This window comes from Aliiruegeria lutimaris, from assembly GCF_900099935.1.
In the GTDB taxonomy this organism is placed as follows: domain Bacteria; phylum Pseudomonadota; class Alphaproteobacteria; order Rhodobacterales; family Rhodobacteraceae; genus Tropicimonas; species Tropicimonas lutimaris.
This window is the reverse complement of sequence record NZ_FNEK01000014.1, coordinates 39283-60299: the sequence shown is the minus strand read 5'-3', so window position 1 is coordinate 60299 and position 21017 is coordinate 39283. Positions and strand designations below refer to the sequence as shown.

Below are 21017 nucleotides of genomic sequence, written 5' to 3'. Positions count from 1 at the left end.
AATCAACCTGCAAGATTCACCCGTTGTCGGAGGGCGTAACACAGAGATGGTTTCCGAGACCGCTCATCGCCAAGCAGCCAGAACAGCCGTGACGCGACCGTCCGGACGGCGGAGCGAGACCGTCTATGGCGAGTTGCAGCGGGAGATCGTTCTGGGCCTGGCAGTCCCGGAAAGCGCCTTGATTGAACTCGATCTCGCCGAGCGCTTCGACTGTAGCCAGGGGACGATCCGCGAAGCCCTGATGCGGCTCAACGAGGAGGGGTTGGTTACGCGGCTGCCGCGCCGGGGAACGTCGGTCGCGCCATGCCATTCGGCCGATGCGCAGGTGCTGATCGCGCTTCGGCTGAGTATCGAATGCGACAGCATCGACCGCCTGATGCGATGGGCCGGTGCCGATCTCTACGATATCCTGCATGGCAAGCTCAACGACATGCGCAACGCCGCGCGGGATGCCGATGAATACGGGCTTGCGGCACATGATCGGGCATTTCACCTCGCGCTCTTCGAAGCCGCGGACCTACCGCTGGTGACGCCGATCCTCCGGCGGTGCCTGGTGCACGTCCATCGTTTCAAGATCATGAAATCCGGCCAGTTGCGGGACCTCGAGGAGACCGCGGAGCGGCATGTGCCGATCCTCGATGCCCTGCGTGCCCGCGACGCGCCGCGGCTCGCGGAGGTCTTGCGCCACCACATTTCGACCATCGTGGATTTCGGTCCGGACCTGACAGATGGGAACACCGCATGAGGCAGCCAAGCGCATCGATGCAGTCGATCCTCGACCGGCTGGAGAAGGAGGATGCGGGTCTGCCGCATCCGACCGATGTCTCCGCACCGCATGGGCGGACACTGGCATTGCTGAACAACCTTCGGTGGAACGAGAACCTGCCGGAGATGGCCGAGGCGAGAACCGTCCTGCACGCGGGCATGCCGTCGCGCCTGGTGGTTCCCGGGAATGACAGGGGCCGCGACGCGATCCTGCATGTGCATGGCGGCGGCTGGGCGTTCTGCTCGCCGGCAACCCATGAGGGCGCGGCCCGTCGGCTCGCAATCGCCTGCCGGGCGCCGGTTCTGACCATCGATTACCGGCTGGCTCCGGAGCATCCCTATCCCGGCGGTCTCGAGGACTGCCTTGCCGCCTGGGAGGCCTGTCAACCAGACCGGCGGTGGAGCATTGCCGGCGACAGCGCGGGGGCAAACCTCTGCCTTGCGCTCATGTTGCGGCTGCTCGCGGAAGGCCGCGACCTGCCTGCGGCGGCGCTGCTCTTCTACGGTGTCTATGGTGCGGATTTCGAAACGGACTCCTATGTCGAACAGGCCAATGGACCCGGCCTGACACAGGCAGGAATGCGGGCCTACTGGAACCTGTACGCCCCGCCTGAACAGCGCGCGGACCCTTTGGTGGCCCCGCTTTGCGCATCGGACTCCGACCTCGCCCGGTTGCCACCGCTCTACCTCAACTCGGCCGAACTGGATCCGTTGCGATCCGACACCGAGCTGCTGGTGGCGCGTCTCAGGGCCGTCGGACGCAATGACCGCCACGACCTCTGCGGTGGCGTGATCCACGGTTTCATGCAGATGGGAAATGCCCTTCCGGAAGCGCAAGACGCCTTCGAGCGGGTGGGAGAGGCGTTCAGGGAGATGATCCCCTGAGCGAACACAAAAAAGGGAGGAAACGAAAATGAAGACAACCATGAGACTGGGCCTGACGGCCAGCCTTCTCGCGCTCGCGACGGGCGCGGCCAGTGCCGACAGCACGGTGCGCTTCTGGTACCATTTCGACAATGCCGACAACCCGATGGACGAATTGGTTGCCGCGTTCGAAGAGGCCAATCCCGGTATCACGATTGAGGCCGAGAACGTTCCCTGGAACAGCTATTACGACACGCTCTACACCTCCATCGTCGGGGGCAACGCGCCGGATGCGGCGATGGTCAAGATGTTCGCCCAGCCGCGACTTCTCGAAATGGGCGCTCTGGAGCCGCTCGCAGCGCGGATCGACGCCTGGGAGGGCAAGGCCGACCTGCTGGACAACCTGCTTGACCTGACCAAGGCCGAGGATGGTGAAAACTATTATCTGCCAGTGCAGTACGTGGCACTCTACCTCTATTACCGCGCCGACATGTTCGACGAACTGGGCCTCACCGTGCCCACGACCTGCGACGAGTTCCGCGAGGTTGCCAAGGCCCTCACGCGGGACACCGACGGCAACGGGCAGATGGATGTCTACGGCTTCGGTTTCCGGGGCGCCAAGGGCGGGCACGACCACTGGGCCAGCTTCACGCTCAGCCGCGAGGGGGTAAACCTCGTCGGCGGCATGGAAAACGACGCAGCACTCGCGGGCACGCAGTTCGTTGTCGACCTCTTCCGCGAAGACGGCGTCTTCCCGCCCTCGGCCCCCAATGACGGGTTCCAGGAAATCATCGGCGCCTTCAAGGCCGGAACCACGGCCATGACGATCCACCATATCGGCTCGGCCAACGGCATGGTCGAAGCGCTTGGCGACAAGGTCTCGGCGGCGGCGGTCCCGGAATGCGGCGGCGGCCACTGGACGGCCTTCGGCGACGAGAGCACGGCGGTCTTCTCCACCGCCGAGGACAAGGACGCGGCGTGGAAATGGATCTCCTTCCTTTCGACGGCCGGCAACAACACGATGTTCAACGAGGCCACGGGCCAGCTTCCGGTGACGAAAACCGACAGCGCCGGCTGGTCGCTCCACCCGGAGCGTTTCGTCAAGGCGACGATGGACTCGCTGCCCTTCGCCCAGCTGCTCCCGAACCGCTCCGAAACCTCGGACTTCGTGAACACCGTCTGGCCGGTGTCGATGCAGCGTGCGCTCACCGGGGAAATCACCGCGGCCGAGATGAACGCGGAAATCGCCAAGCTCTTCGGAGAATAGGCGACAAAGAGACGACGGGGCGGCGGCATTCGTCGCCCCTCGCAATCCCAATGCCGGCGCAGCCCGGCCCGACAGAGCCCGAGGCCCGATGAGTGCCACCGATCCTTCCCGCAACGACACGCCCATGCGTCCGGTTCGCCGCTCGCTGGCCCGGCAGGTTCTGCCCTACGCGATGCTGTCGCCAGCGGTGCTGGTCACGCTCGCCATCGTCTTCCTGCCGATGCTGCAGACCGCCTGGATGAGCCTGCATGAGTACGTTCTTTTCCGGCCGAAGAATTTCGACTTCATCGGTCTCGACAATTTCCGTGCCGTGCTCGCGGACGACGTCTTCTGGATCTCGCTCCGGCACACGTTGATCTGGATCGGGGTCACCGTTCCCGCACAGCTTCTGCTTGGTCTCGTCACGGCGCTGCTTCTCAACCAGAACTTCCCGTGGCGGCCGCTCGCAAGGGCGCTCATCATCATCCCCTGGGCACTGCCCTCGGTGGTGATCGCGCTGATGTGGGCCTGGATCTACGACAGCAACTACGGCGTGATGAACGACTTCCTGCTGCGCCTGGGGATCATTCAGAGCTCCATACCCTGGCTTGCCGATCCCGACACCGCGCTCGGCGCCATCATGCTGACGCTCACCTGGCAGGGATTTCCCTTTTTCTCGGTGATGATCCTCGCCGGTCTTCAGGCCATTCCGAAAAGCTACTACGAGGCCGCCTCCATCGATGGCGCCTCCACCTGGCGGCAGTTCCGCCACATCACCTTGCCCGGCATCTCCGGCGTGCTCGTCACCGCGGTCCTGTTGCGCGTGATTTGGGTGGCCAATTCCTTCGACGTCATCTTCGTGATGACCGGCGGCGGTCCGGGCTACGCGACCTATACCCTGCCGCTCTATGCCTTCATAAAGGCCCGCACCAATCTGGATTTCGGCTATGGCTCCGCGCTGGCCGTCACCTTCACGATCCTGCTGATGATCATCGTCGTGATCTATCTGCGACGCACCGGAAAGGCTCTGCGCTGATGGCACTGAAACGAAAGTCCCTCCGCCGACGCATCCTGACGGTCGACCTGCCGATGCTGGCAATCCTTACCTTCACCCTCGGGCCCTATCTCTGGATGTTCCTCACGTCGATCACGCCGGAAAAGCGCCTCTTCACCGAAGGTCCCTCCATCGCCGGGGCAACAATCGAAAACTACACGCGCCTTTTCCGTACCGTGGGCTTCGCCGAAAACCTGCTCGACAGTTTCATCGTCGCAAGCGGCACGGTCGTCGTCGGCTTGTCGCTCTCCGTCACGGCGGCCTATTCTTTCTCGCGCTTCTCCTTCCGGGGGCGCCGCGTTCTGATGATGCAGTTCCTGCTCATCAACATGTTCCCGCTGGTGCTGCTGATCCTGCCGCTCTTCGTACTGATGCGGATCCTGGGACTGCTCGACAGTCACCTTGCGCTCATCATCGCCAATTCCACCATCGCAATCCCGTTCTCGGTCTGGATGATGACAAGCTACATGAACGGCATCCCCCGTTCGCTCGACGAGGCGGCGATGACCGACGGCTGCACCCGGCTCGGCGCCATGCTCCGTATCGTGCTGCCGCTCTGCCTGCCGGGGATCATCGCCACCGGCATCTACATCTTCATCACCGCCTGGAACGAGTACCTCTATGCCCTGACCCTCGGCGGCCGCAACGTGCGGACCATTACCGTCGCCGTGCAGACGCTGATCGGCGAATACGAGGTGCAATGGGGCCTGCTGACCGCGGGCGGCATCGTCGGCGCAATGCCGGCCACGGTCCTGTTCCTGCTGGTGCAAAAACGCCTGATCTCCGGCCTGACCCAGGGTGCGGTCAAAGGCTGATACGCGAAAGGAAGACCACTTGGACAACCCCGTCGGCATCATCTCGATGCAGTTCATTCGACCCTTCACGGGGCGCGACTTGCACTATTTTGCCCATGCCAAGGCACTCGGTTTCGACTTCGTCGAACTGCTGGTGCCGGAGCCGGAGGACGACCTTTCCCCGGCAGATGTCCGCACTGCCGCCGCAGATGCCGGGATCGGCATCGTTCTCGCGGCGCGGGTAAACCCGCAACGTTCGATTGCCTCGGAAGACCCCGCAGCACGGACAGGCGGGATTGAGTACCTGAAATCCTGCGTCGACGTGGCCGAAGCCATCGGGGCCAGTATCATCGGTGGTCCGCTCTACGGGGAACCGATGGTTTTCGCCGGCCGACCGCCAATGCCCCGAACCGACGAGGACATCGCGGCCCGCGCTGCCCGCACCATCGAAGGGCTGGCCGGCGTCGCCCCTCTGGCCCGGGCGGCCGGCAAGGTCTTCGCCGTGGAACCGCTCAACCGGTTCGAGACGGACATTCTGTGCACCACCCGGCAGGCCATCGAGGTTGTCGATGCCATGGATGATCCCGGCCTCGGCATCATGCTCGACACGTTCCACATGAACATGGAGGAACGCTCCATTCCGGACGCGATCCGCGCAGCCGGGCCGCGGATCGTCCATTTCCAGGCGAACGAGAACCACCGCGGCCACCTGGGTACAGGCCATCTCGACTGGCCCGCGATCTGCCGGGCGCTGGCGGAGGTGAACTACACGGGGCCGGTCTCGCTCGAACCCTTCCGGCGCGCCGATGACCGGGTAGCGCTGCCCATCGCCCATTGGCGCGCCCCGCGAGAGGACGAGAGCGAAAAGCTGAAAGCCGGTCTCGGCGTGATCCGGTCGGCGCTGGCACTGGCGGAGGTGGACCAATGACCCTGAATATCGGCTGGATCGGCTGCGGCCGGCACGCGCGCCAGATGCTTCTGCCACGTCTGTCAGATCATGGCATTCGGCTGGCCGCCCTGTGCGACCGGGACGGAGCGGCGATGGCCGCAACCGCGCAGGCTTATGGCGTCAAAGACTGCTACAACGATTTCGGCGAGCTTCTGCGGCATCCCGGGCTGGACGCGATCGGCATGGCGGTCGGCCCCGAGGTTCACCGGGCGGCGGCGATCGCGGCTCTGGAACGCGGATTGCCGGTTTTCATGGAGAAACCGCCCGCCGCCACTGCTGAGGGAGCACGGGACGTGGCCGCCGCCGCGCGCCGCGCCGGCAAGCCGGTGATCGTAGGCTTCATGAAGCGCTATTCCAGCGGCAACCGTATCGCGATGAACCTGCTCAGGCACGGCGATTTCGGCAGGGTCCTCGGCATCACCGGCAGCTACATGACCGCGCCGACCTATTTCGAAGGCGAACCGGACTATACCGGATTTTTCCTGCACCACTGCATCCATTACATGGACCTCGTCCCGTGGTTCGCCTCCAGCGAGTTTGCCGAACTGACCGTGCGCAAGGTCAGCCCGGCGCCGGGGCGTCTTCTGCTGCATCTCGGCTTCACGACACAGGCGGGGGCAATCGGCAATATCGTCATGGGCACGGTCCAGTCCCGAGGCACGCCGATGGAAGAGATCCGCATCATGGGCGATCACAAGCGGATCGAAGTGAACAATATCGTCAATGTCGAGCTTCACAGGGACCCGCCATTCAAGGTGGACGACCCGGCCGCGACGCTCAGCGACACCGTGGACACGCTGACATGGCAACCCAATTTCACGGCCGCCGCGAACGAAGACCACAAGGGCTACAGCGCGCTGATCGCCGATGCGGCGGCGGCCCTGCGGGGCGAGAGCCGCAATGCTCCCAACATTGAAGACGGCGTGCTCGCAATGGAGCGTCTGGAGAAGATGATCGCCTTGATCGAGGCGTAACTGTCGCAACGCGGCACGGCACCGGCTCAACGGCTGGTGTCGACCAGGTACCGGGTCAGCAGCGCGAACAGTTCCGACTGGGAACGAATTCCGAGCTTGGAATAGGCATGGTGGCGGTGAACCTTGACCGTGCCTTCGGCGATACCGAGTTCCGTGGCGATGCTCGGTGTCGAATGCCCCTGCAGGATCATTTGCACGATTTCCGCCTGCCGCCGGCTGAGCAGGTCGCGTGCAAAACCGCGAAGACGGTCTTGCGGCAAGGCGTCGGCCGCGGCGATGGCGGGCGCATCCGGTTGCCATGTCCGCAGCGCGCCGGCCTCCACAACCGGCAATATCCGGTTCACACGGTCCCGTTCACCCGCGTCAAAACGGTTCCGGCTCCGGGAGCGGGCAAGCGAAATCGCGATCCAGTCGTCGCCGCTCCCACGCAGCAGGATCGCCATCTCGTCGTGGATCCGGATCTTGCGAAAGAAGGTGGCGTAGTAATTCGAGCGCAGGAAATCCTTCGGCGCGAGGTCGAGCAGGCGATAGGCCCCGGGCGCCACGTTGTTGCGGCAGGCAAGATAGACCGGGTCGAGCAGATAGGGCCCGCTGGCATAGAACTGGACGGTAACCGCCGCCGAAACCTCGTCCAGATCGTGGTAGAGCGCGACCGGTGCGGCGTTTCCGGCATAGGCCGAGACCACCATGGAATCGAAGGGACAGACCAGTTCGAGACAGTTCCGGAGTGCGATGGCGAAATGCTCTGTTCCCGACATGCGCACCAGTCCGGCAACCGCCTCGATCCACTTGGGCGACGGCGGTTGAAGGTCATCCTGCGTGATGTCGGTTCTTTGGTCAGCGCCCATGACTAATAACAAGGATATATATCTGTCACGCAATAATCCGAATCGGCAACATGGTGCAACCTGCCGGCAAGCAATGATTTCAGGAGCAGGCGATGGCAGAGGATTCCAGTGTAAACCCGGTGACGGGCGATCTTGCCTTCACGCGCAAGGACGCGCGCGGAGTGGTAGCGGAGGCGAGCTATGCCGGCGCGCTCAGCTTCATGCGCCGGCGGTATACGAAGGACCTTTCCGGCGCGGATGTCGCAGTGATGGGGGTGCCGTTCGATCTTGCCGTCTCCAGCCGGACCGGAACGCGGCTTGGCCCCCGTGCCGTGCGCAGCGGATCATCCCATATCGCCTGGTCCGCGCCCTGGCCCTGGACGCTGGATCCGTTCGAGGCTTTGAGCATCGTCGATTACGGTGATTGCGAACTCGATACCGGCTATCCGCACAAGGTGCCCGGACAGATCACCGAGGCCGCGCGCGCCGTACTCGCGCAGGAAACGGCTTTGCTCTCGATCGGCGGCGATCATTACATCACCTATCCGCTGCTCAAGGCTCATGCCGAGAAATTCGGACCGCTGAGCCTTATCCAGTTCGACGCCCATACCGATACCTGGGCCGACGAACCCGACCGGATCGACCATGGCACCATGCTGTGGCACGCAACGCGCGAGGGGCTGGTCGATCCGTCCACCTCCGTGCAAATCGGCATCCGGACCCATAATCCCGAGCCGCTCGGCTTCAACATCATCGACGCCATCGAGGTGCAGCGGCTTGGGCCGCAGGCGGTTGTTGAAAAGGTCCGGGCCATTGTCGGCGCGCGCCGCTGCTACCTGACCTTCGACATCGATGCGCTGGAGCCCGCCTCGGCGCCCGGCACCGGCACGCCGGTGATCGGCGGGCTGAGCCCGTTCCAGGCACAGGAGATCCTGCGCGGACTGGAAGGGATCGACCTGGTCGGCATGGATGTGGTCGAAGTGGCGCCGTCCTATGACGTTTCCGAGATCACGGCGATTGCCGCGGCCACCATCGCCAACGACCTGTTGTGCCTTTACGCCGCTGCCCGCGCCAAATCCTGACGAACGAAGAGAGGTTTGACCGATGCATCATCGAACACGGATCACGTGGATTTTCGCCGCCTTGCTGGCCGGCAACGGTGCAGGCGCCGCGGCGCAGGAACTGGCGATCTACAACTGGGCCGACTATTTCGGCGAAAGCACGATTTCGAATTACGAGGCAGAGACTGGCGCCGAGGTGACGCTCGATTTTTACGAATCCAACGAGGTGCTGGAGACCAAGCTGCTGACCGGCGGTTCCGGTTTCGATGTCGTCTTCCCGGCCGCGTCCAATGCCGAGCGCGAATTCGCGGCCGGCGCCCTGCATCCGGTTGACCCCTCCCGACTGGAAAACTACGGCAATCTCGACCCAGAGATCGTTTCGGCGCTCGATCAACTCCCCGGTGGCCGACAACTCGGTGTGCCTTACACCTGGGGCACGGTCGGGCTGGCCTACAACAGCGCCATGATCGCCGAGCGGCTGGGCGACGTGTCGGTCGACAGCTGGGATATCGTGTTCAAGCCGGAACTGGCCGCCAGGATCGCTGATTGCGGCATTGCGGTGCTGGACTCGCCCATCGAGCTGGTGTCGATCGGTCTCGATTATCTCGGCCACGATCCCTATTCCAACGATCGCGATCAGCTTGACGAGGTCACCGGGCTGCTGACCGGGCTTGCCGGAAATACGCGTTATTTTGCCAACCAGAGGGCGGTGAACGACCTCGCGACCGGCGATATCTGCATGGCGATCCTCTACAGCGGCGATGCGGGCATCGCGCAGGCCCGCGCCATGGAGGCCGAGAGCGGTCCGGAGATCCTCTATGCGATCCCGAAGGAGGGGACGCTGCTCTGGATCGACCTGATGGCGATTCCGGCCGACAGCGGCAATATCGACGCGGCCTACCGGTTCATCGACTACATGCTGCGCCCGGACGTGATCGCCGAGGTCACCGACACGGTGTATTTCGCCAATGCGAATGCCGCGGCCGATGGCCTGGTCGATCCGGCGATCCGCAGCGATCCGGGCATCTATCCCGACGCCGCGACGCGCGAAGGGCTCTTTGCCGACCGGAACGTCGATGCAAAGACGCTGCGGGCGCGTACCCGGCTTTGGACGAAGGTCAAATCAGGGGTGTAAGGCCGACGAAAATCGTGGCGCGGTCCTGTCACATCAACCCGGTTTGAGGCCGGGAAGGGATCCGTCCGCTTTGTCCCTGACAAAGGTGGAAAACACCTGACCCGCCGCTCTAGACGAGCGGCGGGGTCGTTCGCGGCGGAAAGAGCCGCCAGCCTGTTCGCTCTGGCGCCCCCTCCAGACTGACGTTCAGATGCCCAGCAGATCCTTTGCCTTCTGCAAGGTGTCGACCGACTCCTGGTGACGGCCGGACTCATGCAATTGCTGCCCCATGGCTCTGAATTCCTTGACCTTTGCCATGTCGCCCTCGGGAATCATCGGGCTTGAAGCCAGCGCCTTGTCGATTTCCGCCATGTCGGCCGGGCAATGAAAGGCATAGGCAGGCGCGGCGAAAGCCAGGAAAAAGGTGACGGGAATAATCGCCTTCTTGAAACGAGTCATTTTGTGTCCTCCCTATTGAAAGCGCGCCGCATGATTGGTGATCGAATACGGTCGGGTGCAAGAGGCGGCGCGGAAGCAGTGTACCACGGAAGCTTTACCTTAGGTAAGTAAAGGCTTTGTGTCCGGCGTCCAGCGGCCTAGGCGTCCAGCGTCGCGGCAACCGAGAGCAGCAGGTTCTCGTCTCCGCGGCCCGCAACGAGTTGCATGCCGATCGGCAAGCCATCTGAAAGGTCCGCCGGGAAGGCAAGTCCCGGCAGACCCGCGGCATTGACCCAGCCGGTATAGACCGCGTGTCCGCGCGGACCGACGCTCTGGTGGTCGATCTGCGCGGGAAAGACATCTTCGGCAGGCCAGGGCAGGGCCGCGGCGGTTGGCATGAGAACGGCATCGTATCCCCAGAGCCCGCGCACGGATTCGCGCAGGGCGAAGACGCGGGTCAGGGCTTCGTAGAGCGTCACCGCGCTGACTTCGGCGCCACGGCCGGCCATGTCGCGGTATTTCTGCGCGGCCGCCGCAAGTACCGGGGGATCGCGCCAGCCGAGATGCGCCAGCCCGATCTCCGCCATCTGTGCCCAGACATCGTTCAGCGGTCCCAGGTCGAGTGGCAGCGGTCCTTCGGTCACGCTGTGGCCGAGGCCTTGGAGCCGCGCCACGCTTTCGGAGAAGGCGCTGCGAATGGCAGGGTCGCAGGGCGAGTCGTCGATCACGGGCACCGAAAGGATCCGTAGTGGACGCGGCTCGGTCCGACCCGGATTGCCCGTCAGAACCGACAGGAACAGGGCAAGGTCGCGGGCAGAGCGGGTGATGGGGCCAACGGTTTCGAAATCCAGCAGCACCTGCGGCAGGCCACCACCGCGCCGCACGGTTCCGATGCCGGGCTTGAGCCCCCAAAGGCCCGTATAGCCCGCGGGTCGACGGATCGAACCGCCGCCATCGGTTCCGAGACCGGCCACCGCCATGCCGGAGGCCACGGCCGCGACGACGCCGCCGGAAGAACCGCCGGGGGTCAGCGCCGGATCGAACGGGTTGCGCGTGATGCCGAAGGTTTTGTTGCAGGTATAGCCCTCTACGGCGAACTCGGGCGTGTTCCCTTTGCCGAGAACGATGCCCCCGGCCTTGCTTAGCGCGGCGACGGGAAGTTCGTCATGGGTGGGCACGCGCCTTGCGAGCTCCGCGTTCCCCCAAGCCGCCGGCAGTCCTGCCGAAACAAGATTGTCCTTGATGATTATGGGCACACCGTCGAGCGGCCCGGCCGGGGTGCCATCGGCATAGCGGTTTCGCGCGGCACGCGCCATTTCCAGCGCGTCGCCCGCGCGGCTGGAATAGGCGTTCAGCGCCGGATTCAGACGGTCGATGCGTTCGATATGGGCCGCGATCACGGCGACGGGGTCGGCGCGCCCCGTACGATAGGCCTCGACAAGGGCGGTCGCGTCGGGTGTTGCGTTCTTTTCTTCGGGCAAGCTCATCGTCCGATTGCCTCCGGCAGCCAGGTTGCAATGGCGGGCCACAGGATCAGGGCCGAGGTGAAGAGCAGCATCAGGACGGCATAGGGAACCGCGCCGGCGATCACGTCGGAAAAGGGACCGCGGTCGTTGCGCACGCCCTGCACAACGTAGAGGTTCATGCCGACCGGCGGGGTGATCATGCCAAGCTCGCACATGAGGACCACGAAGATGCCGAACCAGACCGGGTCGATCCCGTGGGCGATGATGATCGGCACCACGATCGGGATGGTCAGGACCTGCATCGACAGAACGTCCATGAACATCCCCAGGGCCAGGTAGAAGATCATCAGCACGAAGAGAAGCTCGACCGGGCTCAGGCCCAGCCCTTCGATCCAGCGCGACATGACAGCGGTGATCCCGCCAAGCGCCAGCGTCACGTTCAGCGTGAAGGCCGCGACGATGATCAGCAGGATCATGCCCGTGGTCTTGGCCGTTGTGCGAAAGCAGGTGTCGAGAAAGGCCATGCTGAGCTTGCCCTCGGCCCAGACGAAGCCGAGCGCCACGATCACGGCAAGGGCGGCGCTCTCGGTCGGCGTTGCGATGCCGAGATAGATCGATCCCATCACGATCAGGAAGACCGTCGCCGCCGGGACAAGGTGCTTGAGGGCACGGAATTTGACGCTCCACGGCACTTCCGACTCCTGGTAGGCGCCTCCGGGCGCCAGAATGTCCTGCGCGGCGATAAAGGCCATGAAGAGAAGCGTCAGGAGGATGCCGGGGATAATCCCGGCAATGAAGAGCTGGCCGACGGAAACGCTGGCGAGCGAGCCGTAGACGAGCAGGTTCACAGAGGGTGGGATCAGGATGCCGAGCGTGCCGCCCGCCGCGAGAGATCCGAGCGACCGCGAGGGGCGATACCGGCGCTCGGTCAGCGCGGGCAGGGCCACCGTTCCAACGGTTGCGGCGGTCGCGACGGAGGACCCAGAAGTTGCCGCGAAGAGCGAGCAGCAGCCGATATTCGTGTGCAGAAGCCCGCCCGGCAACCGGCCGAGCCAGAGCGCCAAGGTTCCGTACATGCGATCCGCGAGACCGGAGCGCAGCAGCAATTCACCCAACAGGATGAATAGCGGGATCGCGGTCAGGACGGGTTCGTTCGACGTGCCCCAGAGCACCGGACCCATGCTCTTCAGCAGGACCGGGCCGTAGAGAACCATGCCCCCGGCCACGCCCATGGCGACCATCACGGTGGCGACCCGAAGGCCGACCAGAAGAAGGCCCATCATGACGACGAAGCCGATCAATACATCGATAATGCCCATGTCAGCGGTCCTGCAGCTGTTCGAGCTCTTCCTTGAGCTCTTCTTCGGCGGTCTTGGCATTGAATTCCGCGGCCAGTTCCCGGTGACGGCCGCTCAGGAAGAGGCGCGTCGCACGGGCGGCCATGATGAAGGAGCACAGCGCGAAAACCGCGAGCCCCGCATACCAGGCCGATTGCGGCCAGATCAGCGGCGTGCGCCAAGGCGTCGCGGCGGTCGAGCCATATTCGAGTGTGTCGGCGATCACGAACCAGCCGACATAAAGGAAGAAAAGACCGAGCACCCCCAGCGTCAGGACCGAAAGCCAGTCGATCAGTGCCTGCAATTTCAGGGGGAAGCGTGCGTGCATCACGTCGATGCGGATATGCGCTCGGTCGATCATCGCGACGATGAAAGCAAGGGAGGCACCGAAGGCGAGGATGTAGCCGCCGAGTTCGTCCGCTCCCTGGAGAGAGGTGTTGAAGAACTTCCGCATGATCGTCTCGAGCGCGACGAAGGCGGACAGAAACAGGAACGCCCACCCGAAGAGGCGGCTGATCCAGGTGGCGAGACGATCCATGGTTCTCTCCTGATGGCTGGCGCCCGGGCCGTCGAGGTCCGGGCGCGGTGGGTTTGGGCGGTGGGCCTTACATGTCCTTGCCGGCGCCGACGGTTTTCATCCAGGCGTCGGAGCAGCCCGGGTTGGTCGCGTCGCAGACCTCTTTCCAGGCCGGGAAGGACACGTTGGGCACGGCGGTGCCGACCAGTTTCTTGTCGGCCTCGGTGGGCTCGACCAGCTTGAGGGAGTACTTGGTTCCCGTCTCGCAGGGCTCGCCGCCGGTGTTGCAGTTCACGGCATCGACGAAGAGTTCTTCCGAGTAGGTCCAGATCTTTTCGGACAGCTTGTCGAACCCGGCCTGCAATTTCTCCTGTTGTTCCGGATCCAGCTTGCTCCAGGTATCGAGATTGATGCCAAAGCCGTTCATGGCCAGCTGGAAGGCGATCGGCAGGGTGTAGGAGCTGACTTCCGGCCAGCCAGCGGAATTGGCCGAGGACGGACCGGTGATGGCGCAGTCAACCACACCGCGGGCAAGCGATTGCTGTACTTCGGGGAAGCCGATCGGAACCGGCGAGCCGCCGACGAGACTGACGAACTCGGCCAGGTTCTGGTCGTAGACGCGCACTTTCAGGCCCTTGAGGTCCGCCAGTGAGCCGATTTCTGGTTCGCAGAAGAGCACCTGGGGCCCGAACGGCCAGACGCCGAGCAGCTTGGTGTTGAATTTCTCCTGCAGCCGGGCGTCGACGATGGGGGCAAAGGCTTCGACTGTCTTGCGACCGGTCTCGTAATCGGGGTTCAGCCCCACGAGGTCGAGGCCGAGGATCGTCGGTTCGTCGCGCGACACCTGGCTCAGGCGCAGCGACACGATGTCGAACAGGCCATCCTTGAGGATGCGCAGCTGCTCGGTATCCTTGATGCCGGTCACGTCGACGGGCTGGTAGTCGGCGGTGAAGCCTTCCAGGCCGGTTTCGGCCGCGAAATTCTCGAAGAACGGCTGTTCGACATTCTTCTGGATGAGGCCTGTTGCGACGGGCTGACCCATCACGCGCAGGGTTTCGGCGCCGGCAGGCACAGCTAGGACGGCCAGCGCCGCGGCGCAGGTTGCGATCTTCCGGATCATGGGTGGTCTCCTTGGTGGGTGTCTGTCGTCAGAGTCGTTCGGGTGGACTGGTTAAATCGAGACCGGAGACACGCGAAAAGACGCTCCCCCAGCCGGTCACACGCACGGGGTCGAGCCCCACGACTTTCAGGCAATGCGCCGCCGTCACGGCGACCGAGTCGATCACCGGGATGCCGGTGGCCTGTTCGATGCGCTCGGCGACGGGCGCACCGCGGAAATTCGTGCAGACGATCGCGATGGCATCCGGCTTCGCTTCGGCCACCTGTTCGATCATCGCGCCAACCTGTTCGGGAGGGTAGGTGGCGAAGCTGTAATTGCCCTTGTCATCGAGCCGCGCCGTCGAGACGACGCTGATCCCCTGCGCGGCGTAATTGGCGATCATCCGCCGTTCGATATCCTCGATATAGGGCGTCACCAACCCGAGGCGCTTCACGTTCATGCCGCGGAAAAGGGCCTCGTAGGCCAGAATGGTCGATGTGGCGGGAATGCCGGTCCGCTCGGTGATCGCGGCGCAAAGCGCGCGGTCCTTGTCGAGCCCGAGCCACGATGCAGAGGTGCCGTTCCACGCAATGAGTTGCGGGTTCGCCTCGGCCAGCCGTTCAGCGGCGTCGAGGATCGGCTCCAGCGTGAACTGGGATTGGGAGGCGTCGGACATCGATATCTCCACCACCCGGAACCGTCCGAAATGCGCGCTGGCCTGCTGCCCAACAGGGGCGAACATGGCCGAGGTGTAGGGCTCCAGCACCGTGTTGGACGAAGGCGTCAGCATGCCCACGCGGCGACCGTCGACGGGAAGGAAACTCATTGGCTGTCCTCCGAGAGGGTGCGCATGACAAGCCGGGCCGCCCGTTGGCTGAGCACAAGACCCCAAGTCATGCCCGAGACCTTCTGGCGTGGGTGTTTCCGGCTGTCATCGACATCTTGGGAGCGTGTCCTTCGGGTTGCGTTCCCTTCACGGTAGAGAGAGTTTGGATTGCCAACTATAACAAAAGAAGTAATGATTCATTCTCAAAATGAGAATGAAATAATGGCGGCATCTGCATGAATTTTCACCTCGTTCCACGCCCGTTGCTCTATGTCGAGGCGGTGGCGAAACACGGATCTGTCCAAGCGGCCTCGCGCGCGCTCGGAATCGCGGCCTCGGCCATCGACCGGCATATCAAGTCTCTCGAGGAGGCGAATCGCGCACCGCTCTTCGAGCGTTTGCCGCGCGGGATGCGCCCGACGGCGGCCGGCGAGGCGATGGTCGTGATGGCACGTCGCTGGCGGTCGGATGCGGAGCGGCTCGAAACCGACCTGCAGGAGTTGCGCGGACAGGAGCGCGGCAGCGTGCGGATTGCCGCGATGGATTGCCTTGCAAACGGCGTTCTGGAGGAGCTGCACAGCTGGCTTCTGGACGAGCACCCCCACATCCGGCTGAACGTGGACATCGTGGCGCCGATCGATGCGGCGCGCGCGCTGGACGAGGGAACGGTCGAGGTCGCCATGGCCTTCAACATGCCGCGGTTGCGCCATCAGCACGTTGTCTGGAACCAGAAACTTCGCTTCGGCTGTATCGTCGCGCCCGGGCACCCGTTGGCCCGGGAACCCGAGATCACCCTGGCAAAGGCGAGCGGTCACGCGCTGGTATCGCAGAGCGCGATCCTTCCCACGCGGCAGTATCTCGACAACCGCCACGCCTGGTTCTTTGTCGAGAACGCGCCGGTGCTGGCGTCCAATTCCCTGCAACTGCTGAAATGCGCATTGCGACAGGGCGGGCTGGCGATGATCACGTCGGAACTCGACGTTCTCCCCGAACTTCAGCGCGGAGAACTGCTGCTGCTGCCGCTGAAGGACAAGGGGTTGGTAGCGCCCTCGATCTCCGTGGTCATCGATTCACGCCGGCCGTTGTCGCGCGCGGCGCGGTTGGTGTCAGAGTTCCTTGTATCGCGCACCACGGAGCGACTTGCCGAGGCGCGGGGAGAGCCGGTCACTCCAAAAGAGAGCTGATTTCGCCGAAGCCCTCTATGAGGCCCGCGACGTGCGTCCCGCCCGGGAAGTATTCGAGTCCCGAAAGGGATCCGGTGATGATCGTCTGACCCTTGCGGAACCCGCCGCAATGGTCTCCGACATGGGCGCAGAAAAGCGCGAGATTGGCGAGCGCCGAGCCGCCAGGGACGGTGGCTTCGCCGTCCACGACCTGTCGGTCGCCACATCGAAGGGACGCGCTGACCGCTCCGAAATCGGTGCCGTCCCAATCCTCCGGGCCGGCGCCTAGAATGAGACCCGCGTTGATCTGCATATCCGCGAGTTTCATCATCGGATCATCCGCTCCCCCGGCAAGACGGGTATCGACAAGCTCCAGAACGATGCGCGGTCGGAAGAAGGCCTTCGGATCTGCCAGAATTTCCGTCGTTGGCTCGGCGACCAGTTCGAACCCGATTTCCAGTTCGATCCCCATCTGGTCGCGAACGGGCACAGTTGCGCCGGACGGCAGGATCAGGGAGGCAGGGATGGGAGCTATGACAGGGGAGGCCTCGCCCCGACGCGCCACCTTGAACCCGCCGACCGGGCCAATCGTTGCCTGCACCCGCCGCTGGATCTCAAGCGCCTCGTCGTAGTCCGGAACCGGAAGGGTGCTCGCATCGAGGCGGCGCTCGGTACGACGCGCCTCCAGGAGCGCGCGGGAGATGGCTTCGACTGTCGTCATGTTCGGATCCTGATGGGGGGCGGCGATGGCGATGGCGGGAATGGGGGTCTCCGGACGTCAGTAGAGTTTTCCGCGTGCCGATACGGGCCAAAGCGTTTCCACCTTGCCGTCGCGAAGGCCGACATACCAGTCGTGCAGGTTGGCGGTCGGGTCGCAATGGCCCGGCACCAGCCGGAGCTTGTCACCGACTTTCAGCGCACCGTTCGGATCCGCGATGACCCCATGCTCGTCGCTGCACTTGATGTATTTCACATCGTCGCGCCTGTGGATGACCGGCAATCCACTGTCGAGCGACTGCGCCTTCAGCCCCGCGTCGCAAACCGCCATGTCCGCCTTCGCGTGGTTCATCACCTGGGTGAGAATAAAGAACGCATTTTCCAATTGCCCTTGATCGATGCGCTCGCCGTTTTCGTCCAGAACGCCGCCGTAATCGGCATCCATGAAGGCATAGGAGCCGCATTGAAGCTCGTTATAGACGCCGGAGTTGGACTCGAACTGATAGGATCCGGTGCCGCCACCAGAGACCAGCATCGGCTCCAATCCCGCCGTTTTCAGCGCCGCCACGGCTTCCTTGACCATCGAGATGGCGACATCCAGCTTCGCCTTGCGGTCTTCATGGCTGCGAAGATGTTGCGCCGCGCCCTGGTAGGCCTGAAGGCCGCTGAAGCTCAGCCCCGGAGCCGCGTCAATGGCGCGGGCCAGGGCCACAACCTCATCGGTCGATGTTACACCGCAACGCCCGGCGCCGCAATCGATCTCGACGAAGACTTCCAACTCGGTGCCATGCTTCTGTGCCGCCGCCGCCAGTTCCGCCACGTTGTCGAGGTCGTCCACGCAAACGATGATACGTGCGCCCAGTTTCGGCAGCCGCGCAAGGCGATCGATCTTGGCGGGGTCGCGGACCTGGTTCGACACCAGGATGTCCCCGATGCCCCCGCGCGCAAAGACCTCCGCCTCGGATACCTTCTGGCAACAGATGCCAACCGCACCGCCCAACCGTTCCTGCAACCTCGCCACGTCGACCGATTTGTGCATCTTGCCATGCGCCCTGTGGCGCATGCCGTGCGCGCGGCAATACTCGCCCATCTTTCGAATGTTGCGCTCCAGCGCGTCGAGGTCGAGAACAAGGCAGGGCGTCTGGATGTCGGCCGCGTCCATGCCCGGCAGCGCGGGAAAGTCGAAGCCGAGTTCAAGATCGTCGATGGGGATTGATGCGTTCATTGGCCTGTCTCTGTTCATTGTCGCCGGGGCAATCTGGCGTGGATCTTGATACCGTCGGCGTTCAGGCTCCAGAAGAGTTTCGGTGCATTCGGTAATATTCCTGTGCCGCCGCCACACCGCTGCCCAGCGAGATGTCGAGGCCGAGATCCACCATGCACATCTCAGCCGTGGCAATCCCGCAAAGCGCCATAACATCGGTCATGCTGCCAAGGTGGTTGATCCGGAAAACACGCCCCGCGACCTCGCCAAGCCCGACCCCGAAGGCGACGCCATAGGCGTCCGCCGCATGGGTCACGATATCGGTCGAATTGAAGCCCCTGGGTGTGCAGATCGCGGTGACCGTGTCCGAATAAAGCTCCGGAGAACGGGCGCAGAGATCGAGGCCCCAGGCATTCGCGGCGGCGCGGACACCTTCGGCAATCCGGTTATGGCGGGAAAAGACGTTCTCCAGTCCTTCGTCCAGCATCATCCGGCAGGCTTCGTTCAACCCGTTCAGCAACCCGAAGGCCGGGGTATAGGGGTAGGCGTTCTTGGCGTAGCTCTCGTGCATTGACTGAACATCGAAAAATACCCGCCGCAGCCCGGCCGACCGGCTGGCTTCCAGCGCCTTCGGGCTGAACCCGAGGATGGCAAGGCCGGCGGGCAACATGAACCCTTTTTGCGAGCCGGTCACCGCCACGTCGACGCCCCACGCGTCGAAGCGGAAATCCATCGAGGCAATGGAGCTGACTCCGTCGACAAGGAGCATCGCGGGGTGACCCGCCGCGTCCAACGCCCTGCGAACGGCGGCAATGTCGGATGTCACGCCGGTTGCGGTTTCATTATGCGTGGCAAGAACGGCCTTGATCTCGTGGTTGGTATCGGCGGACAGGATCTCTTCGTAGCGATCCACAGGCACCCCTTCGCCCCAGGGCGTTTCGACAACCTGGACGTCGAGGCCGAGGCGTTGACACATATCGATCCAGCGTTGTGAAAACATGCCATGCCGGGCGGCCAGAACCTTCTGACCGTCCGAGAGCGTGTTGGTCAGCGCCGTTTCCCAGCCGCCAGTGCCGGTAGAGGGGAAGATGAAGACCTCCGCGTTGTCGCTTTTCAGAACCTTCCGCACGCCCTCGCGGGCAGGACTCAGGATCTGACCGAACAGCGGAGAACGGTGATCGATCGTTGACATGTCGCATGCCTTGCGAAGGCGCTCGGGAATGTTGGTCGGCCCCGGGATGAAGACGGGATTCTGAAAACTCATTGGGGCTCCTGGAAGTGGCATGGCGCGCCGCCTCGGCGATTGCGTTCGCCGTCCGTCAGAAATTCGCAACCGCAAGGCAGAAGAACGGCAAGCATGTCTGGCGTGATCTTTCGGCGGTTGTTTCGGGCAGCCTAACGGGCGCGCGCATTGTCATCCATGTCAAAATTGGCAATGGCGCATTCTCGAATTGAGAACTCAGGTTGGCACCGGGTCCGGCGAGTGATCACGGGGCGTGGCAGAATGGATCATGGACCTGCAAAAAGCGGCGGGTCACCCTTCAGGGGCCGGTGGAACCGAACGGATGGAGGGCAGTCATGCGCGCGATGGTACTGGAGCGGCAGGGCGAACCGCTCGTCCTGTCCGATCTGCCACTTCCCCGGCCCGGTCCGGGGCAGGTCCTTATCGAAATAACGGCCTGCGGCGTTTGCCGTACGGACCTGCATGTCGTTGACGGCGATCTGACCAAACCCAAATTGCCGCTCGTTCCGGGCCACGAGATCGTCGGACGGGTGAGAGCGATTGGCGACGGAGTGAGCACTCTGAAGCAGGGCCAGCGCGTCGGCGTGCCGTGGCTCGGCCATGCCTGCGGCTGCTGCCGCTACTGCCGGGAGCATGCCGAGAACCTCTGCGACGCGCCGGGTTTCACCGGCTACACGATCGATGGAGGCTATGCCGAGGCCTGCGTGGCCGATGCGCGCTTCACATTCCCGCTTCCCGCGGAGGGCAGCGACGCGGAACTGGCCCCGCTGCTCTGTGCCGGGCTGATCGGCTATCGGTCGCTGAAAATGTCCGGGGATGCCGCAACGCTCGGAATCTACGGCTTCGGAGCCGCGGCGCATATCATGGCGCAGGTCGCGCTGTGGCAGGGACGCCGGCTCTTTGCTTTCACGCGCCCCGGCGACACGGCAGCGCAGGACTTCGCGCGCCGGCTCGGAGCCTGTTGGGCCGGGGACTCGACCGAGATGCCCCCCGAAGAGCTCGACGCCGCGATCATCTTCGCACCGGTGGGCGCGCTTGTGCCGGCCGCGCTGCGGGGCATTCGCAAGGGCGGGATTGTCGTCTGTGGCGGGATCCACATGAGCGACATCCCCTCATTCCCCTACGAGATCCTCTGGGGCGAGCGACAGGTCCGCTCGGTGGCCAACCTCACGCGGGCCGATGGCGAGGAATTCCTCGCGCTCGCCCGGCAAGCGGGTGTTCGCTGCGAGGTCGAGACCTTTCCCCTGGGAGAGGCCAACATCGCGCTCGACCGGCTTCGCCGCGGTCAATTGACCGGAGCTGCCGTCCTGCTTCCATGAAGCCCGGACATCGCCAACTCATTGGCGAAAGGAATGTATT

22 protein-coding genes are annotated in these 21017 nt (G+C 63.9%); 12 read left to right on the top strand and 10 right to left on the bottom strand.

Going from position 1 to position 21017, the window contains the following annotated elements; genetic code table 11:
* The first annotated feature begins 88 nt into the window (after positions 1-88).
* From BLR85_RS08675 to BLR85_RS08645, 7 genes are all read left to right on the top strand, one after another.
* Entirely contained in the window at positions 89-745 is a 657-nt protein-coding gene (locus BLR85_RS08675; protein WP_244520657.1) for a GntR family transcriptional regulator, read from the top strand.
* Positions 742-1650: an alpha/beta hydrolase gene (locus tag BLR85_RS08670; protein WP_093153765.1), complete on the top strand. Its 909-nt coding sequence runs from the start codon at positions 742-744 to the stop codon at positions 1648-1650. Before BLR85_RS08675 ends, BLR85_RS08670 begins: the two co-directional genes overlap by 4 nt.
* A 28-nt stretch (positions 1651-1678) precedes the next feature.
* Positions 1679-2896 (top strand): ABC transporter substrate-binding protein, encoded by a 1218-nt coding sequence (locus BLR85_RS08665; RefSeq protein WP_093153761.1) that lies wholly within the window; start codon positions 1679-1681, stop codon positions 2894-2896.
* A gap of 88 nt (positions 2897-2984) precedes the next feature.
* On the top strand, positions 2985-3911 hold the full coding sequence (locus BLR85_RS08660) for a carbohydrate ABC transporter permease (RefSeq protein ID WP_093153757.1): 927 nt from the start codon (positions 2985-2987) through the stop codon (positions 3909-3911).
* Positions 3911-4744, top strand: coding sequence for a carbohydrate ABC transporter permease (locus tag BLR85_RS08655; protein ID WP_093153752.1), 834 nt, complete (start codon positions 3911-3913; stop codon positions 4742-4744). Before BLR85_RS08660 ends, BLR85_RS08655 begins: the two co-directional genes overlap by 1 nt.
* Before the next feature lie 19 nt (positions 4745-4763).
* Positions 4764-5651, top strand: a complete 888-nt coding sequence (locus BLR85_RS08650) for a sugar phosphate isomerase/epimerase family protein (RefSeq protein ID WP_093153747.1) — start codon at positions 4764-4766, stop codon at positions 5649-5651.
* The gene (locus BLR85_RS08645) at positions 5648-6646 is read left to right on the top strand and encodes a Gfo/Idh/MocA family protein (RefSeq protein WP_093153743.1); all 999 of its coding nucleotides are present in this window, start codon (positions 5648-5650) and stop codon (positions 6644-6646) included. Before BLR85_RS08650 ends, BLR85_RS08645 begins: the two co-directional genes overlap by 4 nt.
* Positions 6647-6672: 26 nt before the next feature.
* Here BLR85_RS08645 and BLR85_RS08640 read toward each other — a convergent pair whose 3' ends face one another.
* The gene (locus tag BLR85_RS08640) at positions 6673-7494 is read right to left on the bottom strand and encodes a helix-turn-helix transcriptional regulator (protein WP_093153738.1); all 822 of its coding nucleotides are present in this window, start codon (positions 7492-7494) and stop codon (positions 6673-6675) included.
* A gap of 92 nt (positions 7495-7586) precedes the next feature.
* Between BLR85_RS08640 and speB the strand changes: the two genes are divergently transcribed.
* Complete coding sequence (speB, locus tag BLR85_RS08635; protein ID WP_093153735.1) at positions 7587-8555, top strand: agmatinase; 969 nt, start codon at positions 7587-7589, stop codon at positions 8553-8555.
* Positions 8556-8577: 22 nt separating this feature from the next.
* The gene (locus BLR85_RS08630) at positions 8578-9669 is read left to right on the top strand and encodes an extracellular solute-binding protein (RefSeq protein ID WP_093153730.1); all 1092 of its coding nucleotides are present in this window, start codon (positions 8578-8580) and stop codon (positions 9667-9669) included.
* 186 nt (positions 9670-9855) lie between these two features.
* Here the strand turns inward: BLR85_RS08630 and BLR85_RS08625 are convergent, their stop codons facing one another.
* The 6 genes from BLR85_RS08625 to BLR85_RS08600 form a co-directional block, all read right to left on the bottom strand.
* Positions 9856-10107 carry a hypothetical protein gene (locus BLR85_RS08625; RefSeq protein WP_093153725.1) on the bottom strand — a complete coding sequence of 84 codons (252 nt, stop codon included), beginning with the start codon at positions 10105-10107 and terminating at the stop codon, positions 9856-9858.
* Between the two features lie 137 nt (positions 10108-10244).
* On the bottom strand, positions 10245-11573 hold the full coding sequence (locus BLR85_RS08620) for an amidase (protein WP_093153721.1): 1329 nt from the start codon (positions 11571-11573) through the stop codon (positions 10245-10247).
* Complete coding sequence (locus BLR85_RS08615) at positions 11570-12871, bottom strand: TRAP transporter large permease (protein ID WP_093153718.1); 1302 nt, start codon at positions 12869-12871, stop codon at positions 11570-11572. The genes BLR85_RS08620 and BLR85_RS08615 overlap by 4 nt, the downstream gene beginning before the upstream one ends.
* Before the next feature lies 1 nt (position 12872).
* Positions 12873-13427, bottom strand: a complete 555-nt coding sequence (locus BLR85_RS08610) for a TRAP transporter small permease subunit (RefSeq protein WP_093153714.1) — start codon at positions 13425-13427, stop codon at positions 12873-12875.
* 67 nt (positions 13428-13494) lie between these two features.
* On the bottom strand, positions 13495-14526 hold the full coding sequence (locus BLR85_RS08605; protein WP_093153709.1) for a TRAP transporter substrate-binding protein: 1032 nt from the start codon (positions 14524-14526) through the stop codon (positions 13495-13497).
* Between the two features lie 28 nt (positions 14527-14554).
* Positions 14555-15331, bottom strand: a complete 777-nt coding sequence (locus tag BLR85_RS08600) for a maleate cis-trans isomerase family protein (RefSeq protein WP_093153705.1) — start codon at positions 15329-15331, stop codon at positions 14555-14557.
* Between the two features lie 236 nt (positions 15332-15567).
* Here BLR85_RS08600 and BLR85_RS08595 point away from each other — a divergent pair, with 236 nt between their 5' ends.
* On the top strand, positions 15568-16515 hold the full coding sequence (locus BLR85_RS08595; protein ID WP_093153699.1) for a LysR family transcriptional regulator: 948 nt from the start codon (positions 15568-15570) through the stop codon (positions 16513-16515).
* Here BLR85_RS08595 and BLR85_RS08590 read toward each other — a convergent pair.
* From BLR85_RS08590 to bhcA, 3 genes are all read right to left on the bottom strand, one after another.
* Positions 16496-17215 carry a hydratase gene (locus BLR85_RS08590; RefSeq protein ID WP_093153694.1) on the bottom strand — a complete coding sequence of 240 codons (720 nt, stop codon included), beginning with the start codon at positions 17213-17215 and terminating at the stop codon, positions 16496-16498. The genes BLR85_RS08595 and BLR85_RS08590 overlap by 20 nt on opposite strands.
* Before the next feature lie 57 nt (positions 17216-17272).
* Positions 17273-18436, bottom strand: a complete 1164-nt coding sequence (bhcC, locus tag BLR85_RS08585; RefSeq protein ID WP_093153690.1) for a 3-hydroxy-D-aspartate aldolase BhcC — start codon at positions 18434-18436, stop codon at positions 17273-17275.
* Between the two features lie 61 nt (positions 18437-18497).
* A complete protein-coding gene (gene bhcA, locus BLR85_RS08580; protein ID WP_093153686.1) occupies positions 18498-19679 on the bottom strand; it encodes an L-aspartate--glyoxylate aminotransferase BhcA in 1182 nt (393 codons plus the stop codon).
* On the opposite strand from bhcA, the gene BLR85_RS08575 reads away from it, so the two are divergent.
* Together BLR85_RS08575 and BLR85_RS08570 are read left to right on the top strand one after the other, a co-directional pair.
* Positions 19679-19870: a hypothetical protein gene (locus BLR85_RS08575; RefSeq protein WP_093153682.1), complete on the top strand. Its 192-nt coding sequence runs from the start codon at positions 19679-19681 to the stop codon at positions 19868-19870. The genes bhcA and BLR85_RS08575 overlap by 1 nt on opposite strands.
* Before the next feature lie 123 nt (positions 19871-19993).
* Positions 19994-20977 (top strand): zinc-dependent alcohol dehydrogenase family protein, encoded by a 984-nt coding sequence (locus BLR85_RS08570; RefSeq protein ID WP_093153678.1) that lies wholly within the window; start codon positions 19994-19996, stop codon positions 20975-20977.
* Positions 20978-21017: the final 40 nt, after the last annotated feature.